The sequence below is a fragment of the Nitrospirillum pindoramense genome (assembly GCF_007827955.1).
In the GTDB taxonomy this organism is placed as follows: domain Bacteria; phylum Pseudomonadota; class Alphaproteobacteria; order Azospirillales; family Azospirillaceae; genus Nitrospirillum; species Nitrospirillum amazonense_B.
This window is the reverse complement of sequence record NZ_VITR01000001.1, coordinates 437,328-461,352: the sequence shown is the minus strand read 5'-3', so window position 1 is coordinate 461,352 and position 24,025 is coordinate 437,328. Positions and strand designations below refer to the sequence as shown.

22 protein-coding genes are annotated in these 24,025 nt (G+C 67.5%); 13 read left to right on the top strand and 9 right to left on the bottom strand.

Annotation, left to right across the window (positions count from 1 at the left end):
- Positions 1–113: 113 nt before the first annotated feature.
- The 4 genes from FBZ90_RS01875 (at position 114) to FBZ90_RS01860 (ending at position 5,781) form a co-directional block, all read left to right on the top strand.
- Positions 114–1,604: an undecaprenyl-phosphate glucose phosphotransferase gene (locus tag FBZ90_RS01875; protein ID WP_145729324.1), complete on the top strand. Its 1,491-nt coding sequence runs from the start codon at positions 114–116 to the stop codon at positions 1,602–1,604.
- A gap of 55 nt (positions 1,605–1,659) precedes the next feature.
- Complete coding sequence (locus FBZ90_RS01870) at positions 1,660–2,859, top strand: glycosyltransferase (RefSeq protein WP_145729323.1); 1,200 nt, start codon at positions 1,660–1,662, stop codon at positions 2,857–2,859.
- Complete coding sequence (locus FBZ90_RS01865) at positions 2,856–4,274, top strand: hypothetical protein (RefSeq protein ID WP_145729322.1); 1,419 nt, start codon at positions 2,856–2,858, stop codon at positions 4,272–4,274. The genes FBZ90_RS01870 and FBZ90_RS01865 overlap by 4 nt, the downstream gene beginning before the upstream one ends.
- 145 nt (positions 4,275–4,419) lie before the next feature.
- Positions 4,420–5,781 carry a hypothetical protein gene (locus FBZ90_RS01860; protein ID WP_145729321.1) on the top strand — a complete coding sequence of 454 codons (1,362 nt, stop codon included), beginning with the start codon at positions 4,420–4,422 and terminating at the stop codon, positions 5,779–5,781.
- A 269-nt stretch (positions 5,782–6,050) separates the two neighbouring features.
- Here the strand turns inward: FBZ90_RS01860 and FBZ90_RS01855 are convergent, their stop codons facing one another.
- From FBZ90_RS01855 to FBZ90_RS01820, 8 genes are all read right to left on the bottom strand, one after another.
- Positions 6,051–6,560 (bottom strand): hypothetical protein, encoded by a 510-nt coding sequence (locus tag FBZ90_RS01855; protein WP_145729320.1) that lies wholly within the window; start codon positions 6,558–6,560, stop codon positions 6,051–6,053.
- Entirely contained in the window at positions 6,557–7,543 is a 987-nt protein-coding gene (locus FBZ90_RS01850; protein ID WP_145729319.1) for a hypothetical protein, read from the bottom strand. The genes FBZ90_RS01855 and FBZ90_RS01850 overlap by 4 nt, the downstream gene beginning before the upstream one ends.
- Positions 7,544–7,656: 113 nt before the next feature.
- Positions 7,657–8,490: an FkbM family methyltransferase gene (locus tag FBZ90_RS01845; RefSeq protein WP_145729318.1), complete on the bottom strand. Its 834-nt coding sequence runs from the start codon at positions 8,488–8,490 to the stop codon at positions 7,657–7,659.
- Positions 8,487–10,025 (bottom strand): lipopolysaccharide biosynthesis protein, encoded by a 1,539-nt coding sequence (locus tag FBZ90_RS01840; protein WP_145729317.1) that lies wholly within the window; start codon positions 10,023–10,025, stop codon positions 8,487–8,489. The genes FBZ90_RS01845 and FBZ90_RS01840 overlap by 4 nt, the downstream gene beginning before the upstream one ends.
- A 159-nt stretch (positions 10,026–10,184) precedes the next feature.
- Positions 10,185–11,159, bottom strand: a complete 975-nt coding sequence (gene fcl / locus FBZ90_RS01835) for a GDP-L-fucose synthase (RefSeq protein ID WP_145729316.1) — start codon at positions 11,157–11,159, stop codon at positions 10,185–10,187.
- Positions 11,128–12,231, bottom strand: coding sequence for a GDP-mannose 4,6-dehydratase (gene gmd, locus FBZ90_RS01830; RefSeq protein WP_145729315.1), 1,104 nt, complete (start codon positions 12,229–12,231; stop codon positions 11,128–11,130). Before gmd ends, fcl begins: the two co-directional genes overlap by 32 nt.
- 128 nt (positions 12,232–12,359) lie before the next feature.
- Positions 12,360–13,532 (bottom strand): glycosyltransferase family 4 protein, encoded by a 1,173-nt coding sequence (locus FBZ90_RS01825; RefSeq protein ID WP_145729314.1) that lies wholly within the window; start codon positions 13,530–13,532, stop codon positions 12,360–12,362.
- Between the two features lie 175 nt (positions 13,533–13,707).
- A complete protein-coding gene (locus tag FBZ90_RS01820; protein WP_145729313.1) occupies positions 13,708–13,941 on the bottom strand; it encodes a hypothetical protein in 234 nt (77 codons plus the stop codon).
- Positions 13,942–14,056: 115 nt separating this feature from the next.
- Between FBZ90_RS01820 and FBZ90_RS01815 the strand changes: the two genes are divergently transcribed.
- On the top strand, positions 14,057–15,325 hold the full coding sequence (locus FBZ90_RS01815; protein ID WP_145729312.1) for a glycosyltransferase family protein: 1,269 nt from the start codon (positions 14,057–14,059) through the stop codon (positions 15,323–15,325).
- Positions 15,326–15,409: 84 nt separating this feature from the next.
- Complete coding sequence (gene galE, locus FBZ90_RS01810) at positions 15,410–16,432, top strand: UDP-glucose 4-epimerase GalE (RefSeq protein ID WP_145729311.1); 1,023 nt, start codon at positions 15,410–15,412, stop codon at positions 16,430–16,432.
- Positions 16,433–16,497: 65 nt separating this feature from the next.
- Here galE and FBZ90_RS01805 read toward each other — a convergent pair whose 3' ends face one another.
- Positions 16,498–17,691 carry an amino acid aminotransferase gene (locus tag FBZ90_RS01805; protein WP_145729310.1) on the bottom strand — a complete coding sequence of 398 codons (1,194 nt, stop codon included), beginning with the start codon at positions 17,689–17,691 and terminating at the stop codon, positions 16,498–16,500.
- Positions 17,692–17,844: 153 nt separating this feature from the next.
- Here FBZ90_RS01805 and FBZ90_RS01800 point away from each other — a divergent pair, with 153 nt between their 5' ends.
- From FBZ90_RS01800 to FBZ90_RS01770, 7 genes are all read left to right on the top strand, one after another.
- Entirely contained in the window at positions 17,845–18,315 is a 471-nt protein-coding gene (locus FBZ90_RS01800) for an Lrp/AsnC family transcriptional regulator (protein WP_145729309.1), read from the top strand.
- A gap of 214 nt (positions 18,316–18,529) precedes the next feature.
- Positions 18,530–19,837: a homogentisate 1,2-dioxygenase gene (gene hmgA, locus FBZ90_RS01795; RefSeq protein ID WP_211101879.1), complete on the top strand. Its 1,308-nt coding sequence runs from the start codon at positions 18,530–18,532 to the stop codon at positions 19,835–19,837.
- 8 nt (positions 19,838–19,845) lie between these two features.
- Positions 19,846–21,153: a fumarylacetoacetase gene (gene fahA, locus FBZ90_RS01790; protein WP_246130094.1), complete on the top strand. Its 1,308-nt coding sequence runs from the start codon at positions 19,846–19,848 to the stop codon at positions 21,151–21,153.
- A gap of 23 nt (positions 21,154–21,176) precedes the next feature.
- Complete coding sequence (locus FBZ90_RS01785; protein ID WP_145729307.1) at positions 21,177–21,872, top strand: SDR family NAD(P)-dependent oxidoreductase; 696 nt, start codon at positions 21,177–21,179, stop codon at positions 21,870–21,872.
- Positions 21,873–21,883: 11 nt separating this feature from the next.
- Positions 21,884–22,168 (top strand): 4a-hydroxytetrahydrobiopterin dehydratase, encoded by a 285-nt coding sequence (locus tag FBZ90_RS01780; protein ID WP_145729306.1) that lies wholly within the window; start codon positions 21,884–21,886, stop codon positions 22,166–22,168.
- A gap of 148 nt (positions 22,169–22,316) precedes the next feature.
- Positions 22,317–22,907 (top strand): ANTAR domain-containing response regulator, encoded by a 591-nt coding sequence (locus FBZ90_RS01775; protein WP_211101878.1) that lies wholly within the window; start codon positions 22,317–22,319, stop codon positions 22,905–22,907.
- A complete protein-coding gene (locus tag FBZ90_RS01770; RefSeq protein WP_145729305.1) occupies positions 22,904–23,932 on the top strand; it encodes a CmpA/NrtA family ABC transporter substrate-binding protein in 1,029 nt (342 codons plus the stop codon). Before FBZ90_RS01775 ends, FBZ90_RS01770 begins: the two co-directional genes overlap by 4 nt.
- Positions 23,933–24,025: the final 93 nt, after the last annotated feature.

Genomic DNA, 24,025 nt, shown 5'->3' with positions numbered 1-24,025 from the left:
TGGGGCATGGCCTGATCTGGGCGAACTCGGCTGTCGATCAGCCTCCTTTGGCCAGCCGCCGCACATGCGTGGGCGGCCATCGCCACCGGTCGCCGCATTCAGGAACCCGTCCCATGCCCCCAGCCCTGTCCGAAGCCCTTTCCACCCCCCTCATCACCCTGCGCGACCATCCGGTGGGCCTTCCCGCCGCGATGACGCAGCCCCCGCGTAGCGGTCGCCCGCTGGCGCCGGAGGTCATCACCGGCACCGCCGCCGCGCTGGACGCCCTGGCCATCCTGGCCACCGGCGCGGCCGCATACACCCTGGCGGACGGCACCGTGGCCCGGCCCCTGTTCGGCCTGGTGCTGATCGTCGGCCTGATGCTGGGCATGGCCGCCCTGCGCTGGACCGGCGCGCGGCGGCTGGACCGCTTGCGCAAGCCCGCCGACAGCCTGCTGCCGCTGGCTTCGGCCTGGGCCCTGACCGCCGGCGGCCTGGTCGCCCTGCTCCACCTCCTGGGCGCCTTCGATCCGTCCATGACCAACTGGCTGGCGATCTGGTCATTGCTGGCCCTGGGCGGGCTGGCGATGGGTCGCCTGGCTGCCGGCCTGGCGGTCGGCACCTGGCACCGTACCGGCCGACTGACCCAGAACATCGCGGTCGTGGGCACCGGTCCGGAGGGCCAGCGCCTGCTGCGCCACTACCGCGCCACGCCGCGTGATGACCGCCACGTCGTGGGCGTTTACGACGACAACCGCGCCAGTCATGCCCGCTTCTGCGTCGGCTACCCCATCCTCGGCGGCCTTGACGCGCTGCTTGGCGAAATCCGCGCCGGCCGGGTCGACCGGGTCATCCTGGCCATGCCCCTATCGGGCGAAAATCCCGTCCTGGTCAAGGCGCTGCATGTGCTGAACCAGGCGCCGGTTGACGTGGCCATCAGCCTGGACACGGTGGCCGTCCACGGCCGTGCCACGGGCGACGAGCCACCGATGCTGGACCTGCTGCGCCATCCCCTGACCGGCTGGCGCGCCATCGCCAAGACGATAGAGGACCGGGTGCTGGCCGCCGTCATCCTGGTCATGATCGCCCCCATCATGCTGGCCATCGCCGTGGCCATCAAACTGGAGAGCAAGGGCCCCATCCTCTTCAAGCAGAAGCGCCACGGCTATAACAACCAGCTGATCGAGGTGTACAAGTTCCGCTCCATGTACCATCACATGGCGGACGCGAACGCCGAGAAGCTGGCGCAGCGCAACGACCCCCGCATCACCCGTCTGGGCCGCATCCTGCGCCGCACCAGCCTGGATGAGCTGCCGCAGTTCATCAACGTGCTGCGCGGCGAGATGTCCATCGTCGGCCCCCGCCCCCACGCCCAATCCGCCAAGGCCGGCGGCCTGCTGTACCGCGACGCCGTCGCCCACTATGACAGCCGCCACCGTATGAAGCCGGGCATCACCGGCCTGGCCCAGGTCAGCGGCTGGCGGGGCGAGACCAGCACGGTGGAGCACATCGTGAAGCGGGTTGAGCACGACCTGCGCTACATCGAGACGTGGACCGTGCTGGGCGACCTGAAAATCATCGCCCGCACCATCACCAGCAGCATCTTCACCAAGAACGCCTACTGAAAACGCTTTTTGATCAAGGCGTTGATGACCGATCACGATAGAAGGGACGTAGCCGATGCGCTGCCTCTGGATCACGCTGGCCGACCCCGATCCGCCCCATAACGGACAGTTCATCTATTCCGGGGGATTGATCGGCAGCCTGGCGCAAGCGGGCGCCGACATGGCGGTGCTGGGGCTGAGCCGGCCCGACGGCAAGCGCGCCGACGGCGCGCGGGAGACGCCGGGCGACGGCGCCATCGACTGGCATCTGGCGGAGCACAAGCCCCGCTCGCGCTGGAGCAGCCTGCGCTCCCCCCTGCCCAACATCGCGCACCGCTGCGGCACGCCGGACATGCACGCCCGGCTGCGGCGCTTGCTGGCCTCGGGTCCCTGGGACAGCGTGGTGATCGACGGGGTGGGGTCCGGCTGGGCGCTGGCGGATTTCAAACGCCAGTTCCCCAATCCCCACAACCGGCCAAAGCTGGTCTACGTCTCCCACAATCATGAGGAGTCGCTGCGGGCCCAGCTGGCGCAGAATCAGTCCAACCCGCTGAAGCACCAGGCCATGCGCTTCGACGCCGCCAAGGTGACGCATCTGGAACGCGCCATCGTGAAAGAGGCGGACCTGGTCACCGCCATCACCCCGGACGACGCGGACCTCTACCGCGAACGCTGGCCGGACAAATCCATCGCGGTGCTGACGCCCGGCTATCGCGCGACGGAGCGCGAGAAAAAGCCCATCAGCCGCGACCTGCCCCGTCGCGCCGTCATCGTCGGCAGCTTCGACTGGATCGCCAAGCGCATGAACCTCGAAGAGTTCATCAGCGTGGCCGATGCCATTTTCGCCGCCAACGGCGTGGAGCTGGAGGTGGTTGGCAGCGGCGACGCCACCTTCCTGGCCAGCATGCGCAAGCGGGTTCTGGCCACCCGCTTCACCGGCACGGTGGACGACGTGCGCCGCCACATGGACGCCGCCCGCATCGCCCTGGTGCCGGAGCGCAACGGCGGCGGCTTCAAGCTGAAGGTGCTGGACTATGTCTTCAACCGCCTGCCCATCCTGGCCCTCAAGGGCTCGGTGGCGGGCGTGCCGCTGGAGCAGGAGGAGAGCATCCTGCTGTATCCGGGGCACGAGGATCTGGCCATGGGCGTGGTGCAGTCCATCGACGACCTGGACCGCCTGAACAACCTGCAGAACGCCGCCTATCGTGCCTGCCGCGACAGCTTCCATTGGACCAGCAGGGGGCCGCAGTTGCTGACGGCCATCGGCGCGGCATGACGACCTGGACCGAATGGGCGGGATACGGCGCCATTCCCCACGACAGCGCCGCGCGGCGGCATCCGCTGGGGGTGGTGGACTGGGTGTTGCTGGTGGGCTTCCTGCTGGGCATCTACACCGGCTTCGCCATCCAGATCACCCCCACCGTCCCCTTCCCCGCCGCCATTTCCGGCATCACCGGCGTCATCCTGCTCTGGCGCCGCCGGCATGGCATCTCGGCCGCCGGCCTGGCCGCCTTCCTGGGCGTGACCCTGCTGCTGCTGGCCTCCATCCTCTACGCGCCGGGCCTGGACCTGTTGTCCAAGCGCACCACCGGCCTGTTGCAGATGGTCTATTCGCTGGCCATCTCCTACGCCCTGTTCCTGACGGTGGTGGAGGCGGGGGCAGCGGCCTTTTCCCGCCTCATGCTGGTGTTCATCCTGACCATCATCGTCGGCACCCTGCTGGAAACCTATGCCGGGCTGGCAGCCATCAGCGACGCCGTGCGGCAGAAAATCTACACCTCCGGTGTCTATGACGCCGACCTGCGGGATGAACTGCTGTATGGCAAGGTGCGGCCCAAGCTGTTCACGTCGGAACCGTCGGCCGTCACCTTCTCCTACACCCTGTTTTCCTTCTGCTGGCTGCTGACCAGCAGCTGGCGCCACAAGCGCCTGGGCTATCTCGCCATGATGACGGCCGCCATGATGGCCATGCCCGGCCCCACCCTGCTGCTGATGCTGTTGCTGCTGGGCCTGCACGAGATGGTGCCCAAGGGCGACGATGGGCCGGCCCCGCTGCTCAGCGTGCGCCTGATCAAGATCGGCGCCGTCGCCGCCCTGGCCCTGATCGCCTTCGCCATCATCGCCAGCTCGGTCTACGCGGCGCGGCTGGACAATATCGCCAACGGCGATGACGAGAGCTTCTTCTATCGCGTGATCGGCCCCTTCCTGGTGACGCTGGAGGTGGTGAAGCATCATCCCATCCTGGGCATCGGGCTGACGGGCGAGCAGATGATCGCCGACACCATCGCCACGGTGTTCCTCAAGTCCGGCTCGTTCTCCCCGCTCTGGAACATTCCCGAGCCCAACGAGGTCATGACGAATTACTTCTGGCTGCACTGGGTCTATCTCGGCCTCTGCGGCGGCGCGGTGGTGATGCTGGCCATCAGCGGCTGGCTGCGCAGCCTGGGGGTGCATGCCCTGACGCTCTGCTGGCTGGGCTGGACCATCCTGGGCCAGGCCTCCGGCGCCTATGTCAGCCCCAAGACCTGGACCGTGCTGATGTTGATCGCCGCCTGCAGCGTGCTGCATGCCGAGGCCCATAAGCGCAAGACGGCGCCCGCCCCCATCCCGGCGCCACCGCCGCTCCGGCCCTATCCGCCCGGCGCCCTGGTGGCCATCGGCGGCAACGGCCCGCCCCGATACCGGCCCTGAGAGACTTTCGGCCAAGAACCCCACAACCGGCCCCGCCACCACAGCCACCAAGCCCTGAGGCAGAGTGATGACCCTTGCGACCCAGTGGACGGCCCCTGAAATCGGCGCATGGGCGCCGCAGCCCGCTTGGTATCTGGATAGGGGGATGGGGGCGCCCGGGCGGGGCATGGCGCGGGCCGATTGGGTCCTGCTGGTGATTTTCCTGCTGGGCATCTACACCGGCTTTTCCATCCAGATCACCGCCAGCATCCCCTTTCCGGCGGCCATCGCCGGCATCTCCGGGCTCATGCTGCTCTGGCGCCGGCGGCACAGCATCTCCCCCACCGGCCTGGCTGCCTTCCTGGGCGTGACCCTGCTGCTGCTGGCCTCCATCCTCTACGCGCCGGGCCTGGACCTGCTGTCCAAGCGCACCACCGGCCTGTTGCAGATGATGTACTCGCTGGTCATTTCCTACGCGCTGTTCCTGACGGTGGTGGAGGCGGGCGCCGCAGCCTTCTCCCGCCTCATGCTGGTGTTCATCATCACCATCGTCATCGGCACCCTGCTGGAAAGCTATGCCGGCCTGAACCGCATCAGCGACGCCGTGCGCCTGGCCATCTACCACCAGGGCATCTATGAGTCCGACATCCGGGATGAGCTGCTGTACGGCAAGGTGCGGCCCAAGCTGTTCACCACCGAGCCGTCGGCCGTCACCTTCGCCTATACCCTGTTCGCCTTTTCCTGGCTGCTGACCAGCGACTGGAAGCACAAGCGCCTGGGCTACCTGGCCATGACGGGTGCCGCCATGGTGGCCATGCCCGGCCCCACCCTGCTGCTGCTGGTGCTGCTGCTGGCGTTGTATGAGTTGGGGCCCAGTGACGACCCCGGCCAGTCCGCCGCCATGCGCATCATCAAGCTGGGGGTGGTGGGCATCCTGGCCATCGCCGCCTTCGCCATCCTGGGCAGCACCGTCTACGCCAACCGCCTGCATGAGATCGCCTCGGGCAACGATGAGAGCTTCTTCTATCGCGTCATCGGCCCCTTCCTGGTGGCCGTGGACGTGGTGAAGCACCATCCCATCCTGGGCGTGGGCCTGACGGGGGAACAGCTGGTCAGCGACAACATCGCCGACGTCTTCCTGCGCTCCGGCGCGTTCAGCCCGCTGTGGAACATCCCCGAGCCCAACGAGGTGCTGATCAACTATTTCTTCCTGCACTGGGTTTATCTGGGCCTGTGCGGCGGGATCATCATGATCCTGGCCATCAGCGGCTGGCTGCGCGCGTTGGGCGTGCCCGCGGTGCCGATGTGCTGGCTGTCCTGGGCGGTGCTGGGCCAGGCGTCCGGCGCCTATGTCAGCCCCAAGACCTGGACCGTTCTGTTTCTGATCGGCGCCTGCAGCGTGCTGCACGCCCGGGCCAAGCGCGCGGGCGCGGCCACCGTCCCCGCCCCGCTGGAGCCCGCGATATTGCCGGCGGCGGCCCTGCCGCCCGCCCCGCCCGCCATCCCGCCCTTGGCGGCCATGCACTGACGCGACCGGAGGAGGCGCATCCTATGGACACTTGGCCAATCGCCCCCGTCCCCACCAGCCCGGACTTTCCGGGGGGCGCGCCCGCCGCTGGGGCGCCAACCTCCAGGACAGGTACCTCCCTGCCGCCGTTCGAGATCGCCAGCGGCATCATTGACGTGCCGCCCAGCCCATCGGAACTGCGGGCCGCGGTCGCCACGATGGCCGATGAGGTGTCCTGGATACTGCGGCGACAGGCTGGGCCAATTACGGTTGAAGATCGGCTGTGGGCCTCAGGATTGCGAGTATAGGGGGACAACACTCATGCGGCAGCAATGCACAGAATGTTTCAGCAAGAACCACCTACCGGCAATTTTCACCGAGGTGCCTCCCCCGCCGCATGCCTCCGTCGTTAGGCCGACGATTGCAACGTACTTTGCGGGCGCGTCGATGAATCTGGCACGCAGTATATGCCTGCCACCGCATGATGGAGCTTGATCGCGCTCATCTGGAACGTTGCATTCCGGGATTTCACTTAGGTTGTGTATCTTAATGTTCTTATTCTTGATAATCTGATTTATCACCTCATCCGGATCATGGCCATTTATGGAGACATAGACTTCTCCTGTGTCATACTCAAGGTATGCGTAAGCCAACGCTGAGGCCGCCTGATCAGCATCCTCCACAAAGACCCCTGTGAAATCGGCCGTTATTATATAATATAGAAATATTATTGTCAGAAAAGACAATACGCCAGTAAATATGGCCGCTATTTTAATTATTCTCCCTAGCATTTTATTCATTTCTGCATGGCCGGCATATTGGAGATCGCGAACGAGTCCGCACAGCATTCGTCGGCGGGCTTGCAGGTGCCACAGCCTTTCTGATGAAACAACTCGTGGCGAAGCACAAACTGCATGGTTCTTCTGGCATCAGTCTTTCCCAACCCCGGTATTATAGCCGGGGCCGCTGCCGACATATAAATTTCTGTCGTGTTGGTGGCCGGGTTAGTTAGTCCACCGGGAACAAATCCGTTCGTCAGGCCACCTGCTAATCGCCGAGCGACCTCCATTGACACTGCGGGCAACGGTTCTCCCATATGTTCCGCGTACGCTGCGAAGATTGGGCGGAAAATAAATCTGTGATTTCGGATGCTATCTTCTACTTCTTCTTTCGAAAGGGCTCCAGACCTCAGCATCGCCGCCAACTCTTCCTCAAATAATTTCTTGGCGGCCGATGGGCTGAGAATTCCTTTTTCATCAACGAAAAATTGACCGCATTTTTTCTGCATGCCTTGCGAACCCCTGTCTTCCGGCATGGCAGACGGTTTATTCGGCACATCGCGCCGCGCTGATGCTGGCTGTTCAGCCTTGACGGGCTCCTGCGATGTCTCGCCGTCATCCGTCCAGCGCCCATGATCATCCCGCGCCTGGTCAGGGCTGTACTTCGCCAAGTTGTCGTTGGCCCGCGCCAACCGGACGGCGGCGTCCCAATCCAATTCAGGCAGGCGTAGATGCACGGCGCGGATCATGGCTTGGGCCAGATCACCGCGGTTCAGCGCGTCAGCGATCTTGGCCAGGGCCGGCAGCGCGGCGGCAGCGGGTTCCCCACCGGCATAGGCGCGCTTGAGCAACACCGCCACCTCGGCCGCCGGGCGGGCCTGGAAGCCGCCGACGCCCTTGGCCAGCAGGGACACGCCGGCCAGGGCCAAGCCCTCGGTTGTGCAACTCAGGCCCAGGCCACCCGGGCCGTTGCTCACGCGGTATCGACGCTGCCAGCCATCCATGATCGCTCTCCCTGTTGTTGGAAGAGCAACATATGTTCTTTATTTGTTCCTGTCAACCTGCGCGCGAGTGCCAGCGACATCGTCGCCGGGAGCACCCCTCGCTTCCGGGAGCGCTACTCCTGCGCCAGCTCGGCGGCGATATTGGCCAGGGTGCCGGGGGACTCCTGCCGGGGCAGGAACAGGAAGTTGTTCACATAGTCGGCGAATTGGCTGCGGGCCAGGCCAGGGCGATAGTCCTGGATGTCCTCCGGCCGCTGCATCGTGGCCACGTCGAAATTGTCCAGGGTGCGCAGCTTGTTGTGATGCAGGAAATACCCCTGGTAATCGATGGCGTCGAAGAAGCGGGCGATACGGTCGATGGAGCCGCGGGAATGCCGCTCCTCGATCTCCACCAGGATGCGGGGATGGCACCGGGTGATGGTTTCCCGGCCACCCTCCAGCACCGCTTCCTCGTGCCCCTCCACGTCGATCTTGATGAAGGCGACGTCACCGGAATAGACGGCGTCGAGGGGGGCGGAGGTCACCTTCAATTCACGCTGCGCCGGCTGGTCGGCCAGGGCGGTGGGCGACAGGGTCGACAGCCCCGTCTCGGGCTGTCCCGCCACGACGGGAATATGCAGCTGGGCCATGCCGGACGATTGCGACAGGGCGGTGGGGTAGACCACGACGTCGTCGCCGAACTTGGCCGACAGACGCGCCGCCAGCCAGGGCACGGGCTCGAAGGCGTAGACCCGGCGGGCATGGGGCCGCATGAAATGGATGTAGCAGCCCTCGTTGGCCCCCACGTCGATGGCGTCGCGCCCAGGCTCGCACAGGTGGCGCACCAGGCGGGTTTCGGCTTCACCGAAATGCTCGAAGTACTTGTGTTCAAGCCACAGCATCATCGGCGTGGGACAGACGGTGCGAACCAGTTGCTTCGCCCCGCGCCTCAGCGCACCGGGGATCATTCAGCCACCTCCTTGGCGAAGGCCGTCGGCGCCGGCTGGGGCCGGGAGACGAGGGAGCGCAGGACGCTGGTCATGGCCTCACGGCTGGGCCGCATCAGCAGGAAGGCCAGCCCGGCGGTGAGCATCCCCACCGCCGCAGCCACCGCCAGCGCCACCAGCGGGGCCGCCAGCAGGCTTTCGGGCATCACCCCGTTGCGCAGGAGCCAGACGACGCCGGCGACCGCCAGCGACGCCCAGACGGAGGGCAGGATGCGCCGGTACAGGTCGCCCTGTGTGACCGGCCCCTGCCCGGCGGCCAGGTAGAAACAGACCGGCAGGCGCAAGACCAGGCCGACGGCGGCATAGGCCCCCGCGACCCCGACAGCGCCGAAGGGGACGCCGGCGATGAAGGACGCGACGGCCAAGGCCACGTCGATGGCGGTGGAGCGCAGCAGGTCGCGCGACCGCCCCTGGGGCAGGTAGATCAGACCGGCGGTCATCAGCGTGGGCTGAACCGCGGCCACCAGGGCGAAGCAGGTGATCAGGGGGGACATCGCCTCCCACTTCGGGCCGAACAGCAGGTTGGTCACCCAGTCGGACGCGACGGCGGCACCGGCGGCGGCCGGCATGGTGACCATCGCCACCCGCTCGATCAAGACGCCGAACGCCCGGCGGAAGCGCTGCGGCTCATCCACCAGGCGGCTCAAGGCCGGCATGGCGACGGAGTAGAGCGGCGCGTTGATGCTGTTGATGGGCACCAGCACCAGACGCGCCGCGCGCTCATAAAGGCCCAGGGTGGCGGCGCCGAACAGGCGGCCCACCAGGATCTGGTCGATGCTGCGCGCCAGGGTGGAGAGGATGCCGCACCCCGATACCGACAGGCCGAAGCCCAGCAACTCGGGAATGCCCGACGTGCGGCGCGGCAGCGATGGCCGCCATCGGCACAACGCCCAGCAGCCGGCCATGACCAGGAAGGGGGCGGCCAGGCGCTGCGCCACCAGGGCCCAATGGCCCCACCCCTGGAAGGCCAGGACCACGGCCACGACGAAGGCCAAAAGCTCGCTGCCGGTTTCCGCGATGGCGATGGCGGAAAAGCGCATCTGCCGGCGCAGCAGGGCCCAATGCTGCACCGTGGCGCCGCTCATGACGAAGCCCAAGGCCAGCCAGCGGGTGACGGGCTCCAGATCCGGTTGGCCGTAGAAGCGGGCGATGGCGGGGGCGCCCAAGGCCAGGCAGGCGGCGATGAGGCAACCGGCACCCGTGTTGATCCAGAACAGGGCGCTGACCTGTTCGTGGGTGATGTCCGTCTTTTGCATCGTGGCGGCGGACAGGCCCAGCTCCTTCACGATTTCGAACAGGGCGGTCATGGCCCCGACCATGGCGATAAGGCCGAACTCAGCCGGGGCCAGCACCCGCGCCAACACGATGACGGAGCCGAACTGGGCCACCAGCTTCACCACCTGCGCGCCCATCATCACGGTTCCGCCGCGGGTCGCCCGGCGGCCGATGTCACCGATCAGGTGGGCGGTATTCAGATCGCCGTTCCGATCACGCATTAACACCTCTCACCGGCGGCGCGGACGCGGGCGCCGCCGTTTTTGGGGCCACCGTGGTTAGGATGGAACCGCCACCGGCCGGACGAGGGCAATCGCCTGGCCGGCGGCGGTGGGGACGGCCCGGCCGCCGGGGAGAGCCGGCTGCCGGACCCGTCACCGTCAGGCGTGGACAACCGGCGCGCCCCGGACGGAGGCGATGTTTTCCACATACCAGCGATAGGTCTGGGCAAGGCCCACGTCGATCGATGTTGGGGCCCGCCAACCCAAGGCTTCCAGCCGGCTGTTGTCCATGATCTTGCGCGGCGTCCCGTCAGGCTTGCTGCGGTCGTGCACGATCTCGCCCTGGAAACCCACGACCCGGCAAATCCGTTCCGCAAGCTCGGCGATGGAGACCTCCTGGCTGCTGCCCAGGTTCAGCGGCTCCTCCCCCGAATAATGCTTCATGACGAAGACCATGCCGTCGGCGGCGTCATCCACGTACAGAAGCTCCCGCAAAGGAGTGCCGCTGCCCCAGATTTCCAGCGCCTTCGCCCCTTCCTGTTTGGCCTTGTGCGCCTTCACCATCAGGGCCGGCACGACATGGCTGGCCATCAGGTCGAAGTTGTCACCGGGGCCGTACAGGTTGGTCGGCATGACCGATGTGAAGTCGCAGCCGTACTGGCGCCGATATGCCTGGCACAGCTTGATGCCCGCGATCTTGGCGATGGCGTACCATTGGTTGGTCGGCTCCAGCGGGCCGGTCAGCAGCGCCTCCTCCGGAATGGGCTGGGGAGCCATCCGCGGATAGATGCAGGAGGAGCCGAGGAACAAAAGCTTTTCGACGCCCGAACGGTGGGCGCTGTCGATGACGTTCGCCTCGATCATCAGGTTGTCGTAAATGAACTCCGCCGGCCGGGTGTCGTTGGCGTGTATGCCACCGACATGGGCCGCCGCCAGGAAGACGGCATCCGGGCGCAGGTCCTTCATCCACCGGTCGACTTGGGCGCTGTTGCGCAGATCGCAGTGGTGGCGGCCGACGGTCAGGATCTCACACCCCTCCCGCTCCAGCCGCCGCACCAGGGCGGAGCCGACCAGGCCGCGGTGGCCCGCGACCCAGACGCGCTTATTGCGCAGCTCGTAAGGGGGCTTGTGCATCGTGCTGTCCTTCCCACTGCTTGACGGGGGTGCGATCCAGAAGGGCGCGGTCGGCATTCACCATCTCGTAGACCAGTTCCTCGAAGGCGATGCGGTGCTGCCAGCCCAGGACCGTCTTGGCCTTGGTGGGGTCGCCCAGCAGGAAGTCGACCTCGGCCGGCCGGTAATAGGCGGGGTCGACCGCGACCAGCACCTTGCCGGTGCGGCGGCAATACCCGCGCTCGTTCACGCCCTCACCCCGCCACACCAGCGGGCGGCCGATGCAATGGAAGGCCAGTTCCACGAACTCCCGCACCGAATGCGCCTCGCCGGTGGCCAGCACGTAGTCGTCGGGCTTGTCCTGCTGCAGCATCAGCCACATGCCCTCGACATAGTCGCGGGCGTGGCCCCAGTCGCGCCGGGCCTCCAGGTTGCCGAGGTAGAGGCAGTTCTGCAGGCCGCGTTCGATGGCCGCCACGGCGCGGCTGATCTTGCGGGTGACGAAGGTCTCGCCGCGCTCCGGCGATTCATGGTTGAACAGGATGCCGTTGGAGGCGTGCATGTTGTACGCCTCACGGTAGTTCACCGTGATCCAGTAGCCGTACATCTTGGCCACCGCGTAAGGGCTGCGCGGGTGGAACGGCGTGGTTTCCGACAGCGGATCGCTGCTGATGCCGCCGTACAGTTCGGAGGTGGAGGCCTGATAGAAGCGGACATCGTCCTGCATCTTCAGCGACCGCACCGCCTCCAGCAGGCGCAGCGTGCCGGTGGCGTCCACGTTGGCGGTGTACTCCGGCATCTCGAAGCTGACCGCCACATGGCTCATGGCGGCCAGGTTGTAGATTTCGGTCGGCCGCGTCTCGGCGATCAGGCGGGTCAGCGCCAGGCTGTCCGTCATGTCGCCATAGTGAAGCGAGAACTCAAAACCGCCCTCGTGGCGATCCCGGTAGATGTGATCCAGCCGGTCGGTGTTGATGGAGGAGGAACGGCGCTTCAGGCCATGGACCACATAGCCCCGGGCCAGGAGGAACGAGGCCAGGTAAGACCCGTCCTGGCCGGTGATGCCGGTGATCAACGCGGTTCTATTCGACATAGCTGCTCCGTTCATCAATGGGTTGGTCGCTGTTTCCAGCAAAGTTCTTGGGGATTGTTTCCGGATTGTTGTTTGAGGCGCTTCTTTCCATTTATTCTAGGCGCCCCTTGTCCTGGCGGTTGACGTGTTCAGGGGAAGAGCACGGCACGGGCGACGCGGTCCCAGGTGTAGGTTTCCAGGACGTGGTTCTGGCCACGGGCGCCCATGACGGCCAGGCGTTGCGGTTCCGAAACGGCCTGGACGATCAGATCCGCCAATTCCTGGGGATCGGCGCGGGCGGCCAGGAAGCCGTAGCGGCCTTCGCCGGTGATTTCCGGCAGGCCGTTGCGCCGCAATCCCAGGACGGGGGTGCGGGAGATCAGCGCCTCCAGATACACTTGGCCCCACGGGTCGTTCAGCATGGGCTGCACCAGCAGGGACGAGCGGCGGTACAGCTCCTGCAACTCCGCCCAGGGCAAGGCGGACCGGAACTCGATGGCGGGATGCTCGGGCACCCGGTCGCGGACGGACGGATCGGCCACGATGGTCAGGCTGAGATCCGGCCGGCGCAGAACCGCCTGCTGGAAGGCTTCGATCACCAGCTCGCCGCCCTTTTCCCGGAACAGGTGCTTGCAGACGAACAGCAACTTGGGCTTGGCGTAATCCTTGGGGCCGATATAGGGCTTGATGTCGCCCATGCCCGACCCGACGGCCGTGACGCGGGCCGCTGGCACACCGTAATGGCTGATGATGTGGTCGCGGACGTAGCGGCCGAAGGTGAAGATGTGGTCGACGCAGTGCAGCGACCGCCGTTCCAGGTCCTCATACGCCGCTAGGGCGCGCGGGCTGTAGCCGGCGATATCGGGGCGGTGTTCCGCCGCCAGCGCCCAGGTATGGTCGCAATAGAGGTAGTGGTGGACGCGGTGCGCGCGATCGAACATGGGGTCGGCCGTGGCCTGGGCCTCCACCGCCGGCAGGTCCAGCGCGCCGGTGTGGATGATGTGGCGCGTTCCCCGTTCCGCCGCCTTGGCGGCCAACTGGCGGGCCAGATGCTGCCGGGCGGGGGCGGCGCGGTACAACTGCTCCGACGTCATCAGCTTGCCGTAGCCGGCCATGACGTGGCGGGCGGCCAAGCCCATCTTGAAGGTCTTGGACAGATGGGGGTGGAAGCCCTCCACCGTCACGCCCAGCTTCTCCAACGCCACGCCCAGGTTGCGGGGCGCGCCCGACCAGGTCCGGGGATGGGTCGGGTCACCGAAGACGGAAGTAATGGCCACCCGGTCGAACCGGCGTTCGGCCTGCTGCCCCTCGCCCGCGGGCAAGGCCTCTTCTTCCGGAAACCCACCGAAGACCGGCGGCGGTTGCACGGGGCGCCCGGACGGATGCGATTGGGGTGAAGGAGTGCGCTCGGCCACGGCCTGGGTCTCTTCCGTCGGTTGATCCGGTGGCGGACCGCCGCCCTTGGGGCAAGCGAAGCCGCTGATGTGGTGGTTGAAATCAAACAGGACCGCCGTCGACCCGCCAGTGACCAACCTGTGACCGGCGCGGCTTTACCTGGCCCATTTCAGTCACAGGGGCTAGCACCACGAAAAAAGGCATACGCCCTTTAATGATCAGGCGGCCCTGTTTTGTCACAGCACGGAAAATCGGCGCCGGTTCATGATGAATTACTTCGCAACGGCCGCAAATGGGGACATCCGTGCTGTCAAGAATTCCCAGCGCAGCGCTCATGGACAATAGTCCAGCTGCCAGCGCCACCGTTTCATCCACCGATGTCCCCCTCTCACCGCCAGACGGCCGCGATGGGGGGGCGGAGCCTGCGGGCGACTGGCCCGTTGGCGACTGGATGGCGGAACGTATCGGCTCCCGACGGGGATCGGCGGACGCCGGCAAGGTCGGCGTGGTGTTCCTGACCCAGGACATCACCGACGTCAGCACCATCAAGCGCGTGCGGGAGTTCCTGGACAATGGCCTGCCCGTCCTGGTCCTGGGTTTCGAACGGGCGCGGTACAATAGCGGTTACCGCCCGCCCTGGCCGCATGTGCTGCTCGGTCGCACCGTGGACGGCAAGTATGCCCACCGGCTGCAAGCCTTGGCGGGCGCCTTGCGCGTCATCTTCCGCAACCGCGCGCGCCTGACCGACGCCACCGTCCTTTACGCGCGCAACATCGACCAATTGCTGCTGGCGCTGGTGATGAAGTGGTTCATCAGTCGCAAGGCCGAGCTGGTTTACGAGGTGCTGGACATCCAGCCCATGTTCGTGGCCCACGGCCTGCGCTCCCTGGCCCTGCGCCTGGTGGAACGGCTGTGCCTGACGCAGGTGAAGCTGCTGGTCCTGTCCTCACCCGGCTTCCACCGCCACTATTACGCGCCGACGCAGAAGTTCCGCGGACCGTGGCTGCTGGTGGAAAACAAGCTGCCCCGGCCGGGCTTGCCGGAGCGGCCGTCGCCCCTGCCCGCCAGCCCCGCCCCGGCATCCACCGGCACGCGGCCGCTGATGCCGCCGGACCGCCCCTGGGTCATCGGCTATTTCGGGCTGATCCGGGGGGAGCAGACGGTGGACCTGATGCGCCGCCTGGCGCAGCGCCTGCCCGACCGGCTGCAAATCCGCTTCCGGGGCGTGCTGACCACCGTAGACGAGAAGAGCTTCTTCAAGACCTTGGAGGCCTGCCCCAACATCCTGTACGGCGGGCGCTACGACCACCCCGGCGAATTGGCGGACATGTACGCAGGCGTCGATTTCGCCTGGGCGCTGGATCTGGAGAACACGGAGCACAACTCACGCTGGCTGCTGCCCAACCGGTTCTATGAGGCTGGTTATTTCGGCGTGCCCTGCCTGAGTGTCCGGGGCTTCGAGGTCGACCGACTGGTGACGCGCCATGACGTGGGCTGGGGCTTCGACCAGCCCCTGGAAGAGACCATGGTGCGCTTCTTCCAGGATCTCACGCCCGAGGATTATGAGCGCAAGCGGCAGCGCCTGCTGTCCCTGCCCGATGAGACCTTCGTCGCCGGTGAGGAGATCCGGGCTCTGTGCCGTTTTTTCGCCCGGCGGGCCGGGGCCCCGCGGGAACAGCCCCCGCTTGAAGGCGGGATGCGCCCCAGCCCCGCGTCCTGACATTCGCCATCGGCCATGTCGCCGGGGACCCACCAGAAGCCCCCCCGGAGTTGTCGGGGAGAAGACTGTGAAGGGATAAAGGCAATGAGTGACACTGTGGTGGTGACCGGCGGCGCCGGTTTCATCGGCAGCCATGCCTGCAAGGCGTTGGCCAAGGCGGGGTTGAGCCCCGTCACCTATGACAATTTGAGCCGGGGTCCGCGCGAGGCCGTGCTGTACGGCCCGCTGGAGGTTGGCGACATCGGCGACGGCGCGCGCTTGGCCGCCGTGCTGCGCGACTACCAACCCTGCGCCGTCATGCACTTCGCCGCCTACGCCCATGTGGGCGAGTCCGTCGGTGACCCGCTGCTCTATTATCGCAACAACGTCGCGGGCTCCATCGCCCTGCTGGAGGCCATGCGCGACGCCGGCGTCGCCAACCTGGTGTTTTCCAGCACCTGCGCCGTCTATGGCGTGCCCCAGCGCGTGCCCATCACCGAGGGGCACCCCCAGGCGCCCATCAACCCCTATGGCGCCAGCAAGCAGATGATGGAACGCATCATCGCCGACTGCGAGCCCGCCTGGGGCCTGCGTGCGGTCATCCTGCGCTATTTCAACGCCGCGGGGGCCGATGCCGACGGCGACCTGGGCGAGAACCATGATCCGGAGCCGCACCTGATCCCCAACGTGCTGGACGCGGCGTTGGGCCGTAAGGATGGGCTGACCGTCAACGGCGCCGACTACCCTACGCCGGACGGCACCTGCGTCCGCGACTACATCCATGTCAGCGATCTGGCCGACGCCCACGTCCTGGCGCTGAAGCACCTGCTGGACGATGGGCCGTCCATGGCCCTGAACCTGGGCAACGGCAACGGCTATTCCGTGCGCGAGGTCATGGAGGCGGCGGAACGGGTGACCGGCCTGCCCATCCCCTGGCATGTCGGGCCCCGCCGGCCCGGCGACCCGCCCGCCCTGGTGGGTGACGCGACGCAAGCGCGACGCATCCTGGGCTGGACGCCGGAGCGCGGCAGCCTGGACATCCAGATCGCCGACGCCTGGCGCCGGCGCCTGCGGGAATTGCAAGCCCCCCAGGAAGCGGCCATGGCCTCCGTCCGCAAGACGGCCTGACCGCTTCAGGGAGGGAACGCTTCCAGGGAAGTGGTAAAGGGGGCGGGAAACCGCCCCCCCGGCCCTTAGCGTACGGCGCGCACGGCGTCGATGAACTGGGGCACGGTGTCCAGCGTCAGGCCGGCTAGGTTGGCGCGGCCGGAGCCCACCATGTAGACGGCGTGTTCGCGGCGCAGCGTGGCCACCTGGTCCGGCGACAGCGGCAGCAGGGAGAACATGCCGCGATGGTGGCCAAGCGGCGCCAGCCAGGGGTCACCGGCCGCCAAGGCCTGGCGCACCCGGTTGATGCGGGAGCGCATGCCGTCCAGTTCCGCCCGCCAGTCGGCGGTCAGGGCGGCATCGTCCAGGATGACGCGCACCAGAGCAGCGCCATGATCGGGCGGCATGGACCAGTTCACCCGGGCCAGCAGCAGGATGTTGGACCGCATCAGCTCGGTACGCGCCGGCGTGCCGCCCTTGGCGTACAGGGCGCCGACGCGCTCCCGGTACAGGCCGAAGTTCTTGTCGCAGGAATAAGCCAGCAAGGCGTCCGGGGCGGCATCCAGCACCAGGCGGGCGCCGGCGGCATCCTCCTCCAAACCATCGCCCAGACCCTGATACGCCAGGTCGATGAGGGGGATCAGGCCCCGTTGGGCCACCACCTCGGCCACCGCCCGCCACTGGGAACGGTCCAGGTCGGCGCCGACGGGATTGTGGCAGCAGCCGTGCAGCAACACCACGTCGCCGGCGGCCGCGCCCTGCAGCGCGGCCATCATCTCATCAAACAGGACGGTCTGCGTCGCCTGATCATAATAGCGATATGTCGCCACCGTCAGGCCGGCGGCGGTCATGATGGGCGCGTGGTTGGGCCAGGTGGGCGTGCCCAGCCAGACCTTGGCGCCCGGCCCCTTGGCGTTTTTCCGGGCGGCGTTGATCAGCTCCGCCGCCAGGCGCAGGGCGCCGGTGCCACCGGGGGTCTGCACCCCGACGAAGGTATCGGCCGGCACGGCCCTGCCGAACACGATGGGCTGCAGCAGTTCGGCATACCGGATGTCGCCTTCCGGACCCAGATAGCTCTTGCTGCTTTGGGTTTCCAGCAAGCGGGCCTCCGCGGCCTTCACGGCGCGCATCACCGGCGTCGCCCCGCTATCGTCACGGTAGACACCAACGCCCAGATCCAGCTTGTGGGGCCGGGGATCGTCTCGGTGCAAGGCGATCAGGGACAGCAGCGTGTCGGCGGGCTGCGGCGCCAGCGCGTCGAAAAGCGTCGGGGCGGACATGAAGCGAAAACTCCCTTATGGGCGGAGCGGGACGCCCGATGGCGGCACCGCTATTGTTGCTGAATGATTTTATGCGAGATCCATGACAATGTCCTTTCATTGCCACAGGCGCTGGCACGATTATAGGAACCGTATTTCACGAGGTGGTGTGGGATGAAAGAGATTGATCAGTTTGACGATATCGATCATCGCATCCTGCGGGCCCTGCAGCGCGACGCCAGCCTGAGCCACGCCGCCCTGGCGGAGCAGGTCGGCGCGTCCCCCGCCTCGTGCTGGCGGCGCATCAAGGCGCTGGAAGCGGCCGGCATCCTGGGCCCGGCCGTGCGCCTCGTGGACGCGGCCAAGGTGGGCCGCGGCGTCAGCGTCATGTGCCAACTGCGCATGAAAAGCCATGCTACCAAGGACCGCCAGGAGTTCGAGGCCTTCATCCAGACGCGCGGCGAGATCATGGACTGCCACAGCATGTCCGGCGAATGGGACTATCTGATGCGGGTGGTGGTGGCCGACGTCGCCAGCTACGAACGCTTCCTGATGCGGGAGTTGCTGGCCCACCCGGCCGTGGCCGCCGCGGCATCGCATTTCGCCCTCAGCCAGGTGAAATACACCACCGCCCTGCCGATCTGATCAGCCTGTTTCAGGCGGAGCGGTTCAGCCGCGAAACCTTTGCAGCGGCACGCGGTTGAGGCCGCGCGATTGAAAGGTTCTCGCGAGGCGGCGGGTGTACACTGGTGCCCACCTGGGCGCCACGGCCTGAAACGCCGCCCTTATTCATTTGACAAGCGTGTCGGATGATCCGTTATATCGTTTCAAATGAAACGATCTGGTGGAGGCAATCGCCATGACCTTGGATACTGGCCCCCTGGAAACCATGAGCGGGTTCGGCAACGGCTTTGCGACGGAGGCGGTGCCCGGCGCCCTGCCGGTGGGCCGCAATTCTCCCCAGAAAGCCCCCTTTGGCCTGTACGCCGAGCAGTTGTCGGGCAGCGCCTTCACGGCCCCCCGGGCGGAGAACCGCCGGTCCTGGCTGTACCGCTTGCGCCCCACCGCCAGCCATGCGCCCTTTCAGCCATACGTGCGATCCAGCCTGCTGCGCTCCGGCCCGTTTGATGAGGTGCCGCCCACCCCGAACCGCCTGCGCTGGGATCCGTTGCCCCTGCCCGACGCCCCCACCGACTTCATCGACGGCCTGGTGACCTATGGCGGAAACGGCGACGCGGGCGCCAGCAGCGGCATCGCCATCCATCTCTACGCCGCCAATCAGCCCATGGCATCCAGGGTGTTTTATAACGCGGACGGCGAGCTGTTGATCGTGCCGCAGATGGGCCGCCTGCGCCTGGAGACGGAGTTGGGCCGCATGGAGGTGGCGCCCGGGGAGATCGCGGTGGTGCCGCGCGGCGTGCGCTTCCGCGTCCTGCTGCCGGACGGCCGCGCCCGGGGCTATGTCTGCGAGAATTACGGCGCCCCCTTCAAGCTGCCCGACCTCGGGCCCATCGGCGCCAACGGCCTGGCCAACCCGCGCGATTTCCAGACCCCCGTCGCCTGGTTCGAGGACGTGGATGAGCGGACGGAAGTGGTGCAGAAGTTCCAGGGCCGCCTATGGACCACCACCCTGGACCACAGCCCCCTGGACGTGGTGGCCTGGCACGGCAACCTGGCGCCCTACACGTACGATCTGGCGCGGTTCAACACCATCAACACCGTATCTTACGACCATCCGGACCCGTCCATCTTCACCGTGCTGACGGCGCCGTCGGAAATGGCCGGCACGGCCAATTGCGATTTCGTCATCTTCCCACCCCGCTGGATGGTGGCGGAGGACACGTTCCGCCCGCCGTGGTTCCACCGCAACGTCATGAATGAATTCATGGGCCTGATCCACGGCCAGTACGATGCCAAGGCCGGTGGCTTCGCCCCCGGCGGCGCCTCGCTGCACAACTGCATGAGCGGCCACGGCCCCGACCGCACCAGCTATGAGCGGGCGGTGGCGGCGGACCTGAAGCCCCACAAGATCGAGAACACCATGGCCTTCATGTTCGAAAGCCGCTGGGTCATCCGCCCCACCCGCTTCGCCATCGAAACGCCGCTCATGCAGCTGGACTATGATGACTGCTGGGCGGGCTTCACCAAGGCCGACCTACCGAAATGACCCCTCCCTTGATCGATGAAACGCACAACCCGGCCCTGACCAGCTGGGTCGCCAGCGCCAACGGCCATGCCGACTTTCCCATCCAGAACCTGCCCCTGGGCGTGTTCAGCACCCTGAATGAGGCGCCGCGCGGCGGCGTCGCCATCGGCGACCAGATCCTGGACTTGGCGAGGGCCGGCCGCTCCGGCCTGCTCACCGGGGCGGCGCTGGACGCCGCCATCGCCGCCAGCGGGCCGACGCTGAACCCGTTGCTGGCCTTGGGCGCGAAACCCCGCCGGGCCCTGCGCCGCCGCCTGTCGCAGCTGCTGGCCGGCGGCAGCGACGAGAGAGGCGTTGTGGAAAGCTTGCTTTACCCGGCGACGGACTGCACCCTGCACCTGCCGGCGCGCATCGGCGGGTACACCGATTTCTATGCCGGCATCCATCACGCGCTGAACGTCGGCAGGCAGTTCCGCCCCGACAACCCGCTGCTGCCCAACTACAAGCACGTGCCCATCGGCTATCACGGCCGCGCCTCCAGCGTCCGCGTGACCGGAACGGAGGTGCGTCGCCCCAACGGCCAGCGCAAGGCCCCCGACGCGGACGCGCCGACCTTCGGCCCCAGCCAGCGCCTGGACCTGGAGCTGGAGCTGGGCATCTGGATCGGGCCGGGCAATGAGCTTGGCAGCCCCATCGGCATTGGTGAAGCGGACAGCCACATCGCGGGCTTGTGCCTGCTGAACGATTGGTCGGCCCGCGACCTGCAGGCGTGGGAATACCAACCGCTGGGCCCCTTCCTGGCCAAGAACTTCCTGACCACCGTGTCGCCCTGGATCGTGACGGCGGAGGCGCTGGCGCCCTTCCGCACGCGCCAGCCGGCCCGCGCGGCGGACGATCCCCGGCCCCTGCCCTATCTATGGGATGAGGCGGATCAGGAGCACGGCGCCTATGGCATCGAGCTGTCGGTGCAGATCCGTACGCCCCGGATGCGCGAGGCGGGACTGCCCCCGCACCGCCTGGGCACCGGCCCCGCCACCAACCTGTATTGGACGGCGGCGCAGTTGGTGGCGCACCACACCTGCAACGGCTGCGACCTGAACCCCGGCGACCTGCTGGGCACGGGCACCATTTCCACCCCCGACGATAGCGGCGTAGGCAGCCTGTTGGAATTGACGCGCGGCGGTAAAGCGCCCATCACCCTGCCAACCGGGGAGACGCGGACCTTCCTGGCCGATGGCGATGAGCTTATCTTGGCCGGCCGCGCGGTGGCCGAGGGCTATGTCGCCATCGGCTTCGGCGACTGCCGAGGCCAGGTGACGCCCGCCCCAGCCCTGTAATAACGAAGGAAGGGAAGACCATCATGACCCAGCAAAAGGTCATCATCACCGGCGGCGCCGGGGTCCTGGGCGGGGCGGTGGCCAAGGCCTTCCTGGCGGCGGGCCACCGCGTCACCGTGGTCGACCATGCGCCGGCACCGGCCGCCGCGACCGACGGCGTGCTGCACCTGGGCGGCGTGGACCTGACGGACGAGGCCGCCGCCCGCACCGCCTTCCTCCAGGCCAAGGTGGCCATGGGCGGGGCCGACGTGGTGGTGAACGTGGCCGGCGGCTTCCGCTGGCAGACGGTGGCGGAGGGCGACCCCGCCACCTGGGAAAAGCTGTTCGCCCTCAACGCCCGCACCTGCCTGAACATGTGCCGGGCCGCCATCGTGCCGGAGTCTGAGGGCGGGCTGGCCAGCGGCGGCGCCATCGTCAATGTGGGGGCCGCCGCGGCGGAAAAGGCCGGCGCCGGCATGGGCGCCTATGCCGCGTCCAAGGCCGCCGTGGCCCGGCTGACCGAAAGCCTGGCCGCCGAACTGGGCGGGCGCATCCGCGTCAACGCCGTGCTGCCCCTGGTCATGGACACGCCGCAAAACCGGGCGGACATGCCAACCGTCGATCCCAAGACCTGGACCGCCACGGCGGCGGTGGCCGACGCCATCGTCTTCCTGGCCAGCCGGGCCGCCCGCGCCATCAACGGCGCGCTGATCCCCGTCACCGCCCCCACCGCCGACTGAAGAGGCCCATCATGGTCAAGCGCCTGGACCCCACCGATCTCCCCCCCCTGCCCGGCTGGACCGTGACGCCGGAGGGCGACGCCATCACCCGCCGCTGCGTGTTCACCGACTTCACCGCCGCCTTCGGCTTCATGACCCAGGTGGCCCTGCTGGCGGAGAAGGCGGACCACCACCCGGAATGGTCCAACGTCTACAACCGTGTGGACATCCGCCTGACCACGCACGACGCCGGCGGCCTGTCACAGCGCGACGTGGACCTGGCCCGCGCCATCAACCGTCTGCTGCCGGTTCTCTGAGCGGACCGACACCATCAATATCGCCGTGCCTGCGCACGGTCAGCCTCATCGCGCTTGCGCGCGGTCAGCGTCATCGCGCTTGCGCGCGGGGGCTAAGGCCGATTAGAGGTGATTGCCTCCGCCACCCCAATTCCCCCGTGTGCCGCCGGTGAAAGTCCTTATCGCCGACACCGTCCACCCCGCCGATCCCGGCCGCATCGTCGAGGCGGACCTGATGGCCGCCGGCGCCACGGACATCGTCCGTTTGGGGCCTGGGGAACTGCTGGCCGACGCCGTGGCGCGGACGGCGCCGGACCTGGTGATCGTGGACATGGCCCGTCCCGACCGCGACGGGCTGGACGACATCCGCGCCATTTCCCGCCACGATCCCCGCCCCATCGTCATGTTCGTCGACCAGGACGACCCCGCCTTCATGGAGGCGGCGATCGAGGCCGGCGTCAGTTCCTACAACGTTGTCGGCGCCTCGCTGCCCGTGCTGAAGCCAGTGGTTCAGGCGGCGGTGGCCATGTTCCGCCGCTATCGCCAGGTGGAGACCAGCCTGCACAAGGCCGAGACGTCCTTGCGTGAGCGCGAAGTGGTGGACCAGGCCAAGGCCCTGCTGATGCGCCAACGCGGCATGGCGGAGCCGGACGCCTATCGCTGGCTGCGCCGCCAAGCCATGGAGCAGAGCCGCAAGCTGGCCGCCGTGGCCGCCGACATCGTGGCCGCCGCTGAACAGAACAAGGGAGGCGGGTCATGACCCTTCCACGCTCCGTCCGCATCGGCCTGCTGCGCCTCACCGACAGCGCCCCCGTCATCCACGCCCAGGCCGCCGGCCTGTTCGCGGCCGAGGGCCTGGACGTCACCCTGTCGGTGGAGCCCAGCTGGGCCAACCTGGCGGACAAGCTGTCTTACGGCCTGCTGGATGCCGCCGTGATGCTGCCACCCCTGGTGCTGGCCATGGCGCTGGGCCTGCGGCCGGCGGCGGCCCGCCTGATCATCCCCATGAGCCTCAGCCAGCATGGCGATGCCGTGACGCTGTCCAATGAATTGGCCGGTGCGATCCTTGAAGGGGGGCGCCCCACGGCCACCGAAGCCGGCCGCCGCCTGGCCACCCTGCTGCGGGGCCGCCCCCGCGTCACCTTGGCGGTGGTCCATGCCTGGTCCGCCCATGCCCTGCTGTTCAAAAGCTGGCTGCACGCCGCCGGCATCGACCCCCAGGCCGACGTGGATTGGGCCATCGTGCCCCCGGCCGACAGCGTGGCCGCCATCGAGGCCGGGCGCATCGACGGCTTCTGCGCCGGCGCCCCTTGGGGAGCGGTGGCGGCGGCGGCCGGCGTGGGCCGCACCGTGGCCCTGTCGTCGGACATCATGCCCGGCCACCCGGAAAAGTGCCTGGCGGTGCGCGAGGCCTGGGCGGAGGAACAGCCCCAGGCCTTGCATGGCGTCCTGCGCGCCCTGCTGCGCGCCGCCACCGACTGCGCCGCCCCCGCCAACACCCCCCTCCTCGCCGCCACCCTGGCCCAGCCCGCCTTCCTGAACCTACCGCCCGAGATCATCGCCGCCTCCCTCCCCGGCGGGATGCGCGACGGTCTGGGCCAGGACACCGACGCCTGCGTCTTCGGCGCGGCCACCCGTCCCACCCTGGAGCAGGCCCGCTGGTTCCTGGACCAGATGGCCCGCTGGCGCGACCTGCCGGTCAGCGGCGCGGAGGCGGAAGCGCTGGCGGCGCGCATCTACCGGCCGGATTTGTATGAGGGGGCAGCGGGTATCGTTCGGCCATGACCAATTGCTCTGGGCGTTGATGCCCCGCGCACTTTGTCATCAACGAATAAATGTCTTCAGCGCCAACAAGAAACGGCCGCGCCCACGTGGGCG

What these genes read in the sequence shown, in the direction of transcription:
- FBZ90_RS01770 (WP_145729305.1), top strand. Translation starts at nt 22,904, where the DNA reads ATGACCCTTCCACGCTCCGTCCGCATCGGCCTGCTGCGCCTCACCGAC.
- FBZ90_RS01855 (WP_145729320.1), bottom strand. Translation starts at nt 6,560, where the DNA reads ATGAATAAAATGCTAGGGAGAATAATTAAAATAGCGGCCATATTTACT.
- galE (WP_145729311.1), top strand. Translation starts at nt 15,410, where the DNA reads ATGAGTGACACTGTGGTGGTGACCGGCGGCGCCGGTTTCATCGGCAGC.
- FBZ90_RS01840 (WP_145729317.1), bottom strand. Translation starts at nt 10,025, where the DNA reads ATGCGTGATCGGAACGGCGATCTGAATACCGCCCACCTGATCGGTGAC.
- FBZ90_RS01805 (WP_145729310.1), bottom strand. Translation starts at nt 17,691, where the DNA reads ATGTCCGCCCCGACGCTTTTCGACGCGCTGGCGCCGCAGCCCGCCGAC.
- FBZ90_RS01850 (WP_145729319.1), bottom strand. Translation starts at nt 7,543, where the DNA reads ATGGATGGCTGGCAGCGTCGATACCGCGTGAGCAACGGCCCGGGTGGC.
- hmgA (WP_211101879.1), top strand. Translation starts at nt 18,530, where the DNA reads ATGACCTTGGATACTGGCCCCCTGGAAACCATGAGCGGGTTCGGCAAC.
- FBZ90_RS01785 (WP_145729307.1), top strand. Translation starts at nt 21,177, where the DNA reads ATGACCCAGCAAAAGGTCATCATCACCGGCGGCGCCGGGGTCCTGGGC.
- FBZ90_RS01845 (WP_145729318.1), bottom strand. Translation starts at nt 8,490, where the DNA reads ATGATCCCCGGTGCGCTGAGGCGCGGGGCGAAGCAACTGGTTCGCACC.
- FBZ90_RS01820 (WP_145729313.1), bottom strand. Translation starts at nt 13,941, where the DNA reads ATGAGCGCTGCGCTGGGAATTCTTGACAGCACGGATGTCCCCATTTGC.
- FBZ90_RS01815 (WP_145729312.1), top strand. Translation starts at nt 14,057, where the DNA reads ATGGCGGAACGTATCGGCTCCCGACGGGGATCGGCGGACGCCGGCAAG.
- FBZ90_RS01875 (WP_145729324.1), top strand. Translation starts at nt 114, where the DNA reads ATGCCCCCAGCCCTGTCCGAAGCCCTTTCCACCCCCCTCATCACCCTG.
- FBZ90_RS01780 (WP_145729306.1), top strand. Translation starts at nt 21,884, where the DNA reads ATGGTCAAGCGCCTGGACCCCACCGATCTCCCCCCCCTGCCCGGCTGG.
- FBZ90_RS01860 (WP_145729321.1), top strand. Translation starts at nt 4,420, where the DNA reads ATGGGGGCGCCCGGGCGGGGCATGGCGCGGGCCGATTGGGTCCTGCTG.
- gmd (WP_145729315.1), bottom strand. Translation starts at nt 12,231, where the DNA reads ATGTCGAATAGAACCGCGTTGATCACCGGCATCACCGGCCAGGACGGG.
- fcl (WP_145729316.1), bottom strand. Translation starts at nt 11,159, where the DNA reads ATGCACAAGCCCCCTTACGAGCTGCGCAATAAGCGCGTCTGGGTCGCG.
- FBZ90_RS01870 (WP_145729323.1), top strand. Translation starts at nt 1,660, where the DNA reads ATGCGCTGCCTCTGGATCACGCTGGCCGACCCCGATCCGCCCCATAAC.
- FBZ90_RS01800 (WP_145729309.1), top strand. Translation starts at nt 17,845, where the DNA reads ATGAAAGAGATTGATCAGTTTGACGATATCGATCATCGCATCCTGCGG.
- FBZ90_RS01865 (WP_145729322.1), top strand. Translation starts at nt 2,856, where the DNA reads ATGACGACCTGGACCGAATGGGCGGGATACGGCGCCATTCCCCACGAC.